The following is a 1,047-nucleotide window of genomic DNA, read 5'->3' as shown; positions in this document are numbered from 1 at the left end:
CGGGCGCCGAGGCCGTCGACCTGCAGGGCGTCGCGATCCCGAAGGGCGGCTTTGTCGAGGCCGTGCAGCGGGTGCCGGGCGAGACCGCGACCTCCGAGCTCGTCGTCGAGGGCCGCTGGGACAACCGGCGCGAGCAGACCAACAAGGGCAGCATCAACCTGGCCGCCGACGCTGCGTGCGCCCCCGCGCCGAAGTGCGTCGACGCCAGCGACGCCAAGTACAGCCACACGTTCGACGGCCCGAAGGGCACCGCGACCGTGAAGCTGGAGGGCGACCTGCCGCTCTGCGGTGACGCGAAGCAGTACTTCACGCTGGTGTCGTACTTCGCGCCGCGCCCGAAGTTCGCCACCCCGCAGTACGTCTACGGCGCGCCGGCCAGTGACTTCCTCGGCGGCACCCAGACCGAGATCGCGCTGAACGTCGGCGTCCCGGACTGCCACACCCAGGTCGACCTGATCTGGGGCGGCGTGGACGAGGTCATCGACCCGCTGGTCGAGAACGGCAAGCGCTACGGTGACAAGAAGCTCGGCGAGAAGGGTGCCCCCGGCAACCGCTCGTCCGGCCCGCAGGGCTGGTACAACGGCGGCAGCAAGAACTGCACCACCCCCGCCTCCACCTTCGCCTCCGCCTGCGACGGCACGGTGACCGTGTCGCTGAGCAACGACGGCACGCTCTCCCGGTACGCCGTCGAGTTCGAGGTGCGCGGCGAGAACGGCTGGTCCAAGAAGGTCACCGTCGAGCCGGGCAAGGCCGACAACGAGACCGTGGTGCCCGCCGAGAACGCCGGCGCGATCGAGGTCCTGGTCGACGGCAAGGTGATCGAGGGCGGCACGTACACGTGGCAGCGTCCCGAGGACTGCCCGCTGCCGACCGTCACCACCGACGCCGACTGCGAGACCTTCGCGCTGACCGCCTCGAACCCGGAGGGTGGCGTGCCGGTCAAGGTGGAGTTCACCTACGGCGACAAGACCGAGACGCGGACCGTCGCGCCGGGCACGTCGGAGAAGGTCAGCTTCAAGGCCGGTGACGAGGAGACCGCACTGGTCG

The 1,047-nt window shown here is 70.3% G+C and carries 1 protein-coding gene; it reads left to right on the top strand.

Features of this window, described 5'->3' with window-relative positions:
* On the top strand, nucleotides 1-1,047 hold a 1,047-nt coding region (locus tag ABZ914_RS51795), incomplete at both ends, for a hypothetical protein (protein ID WP_500201875.1).

The sequence above is a fragment of the Spirillospora sp. NPDC046719 genome, from assembly GCF_040645715.1.
Taxonomy (GTDB): domain Bacteria; phylum Actinomycetota; class Actinomycetes; order Streptosporangiales; family Streptosporangiaceae; genus Spirillospora.
The sequence above is the reverse complement of the archived record's forward strand: the minus strand, read 5'-3'. Positions and strand labels throughout refer to the sequence as shown.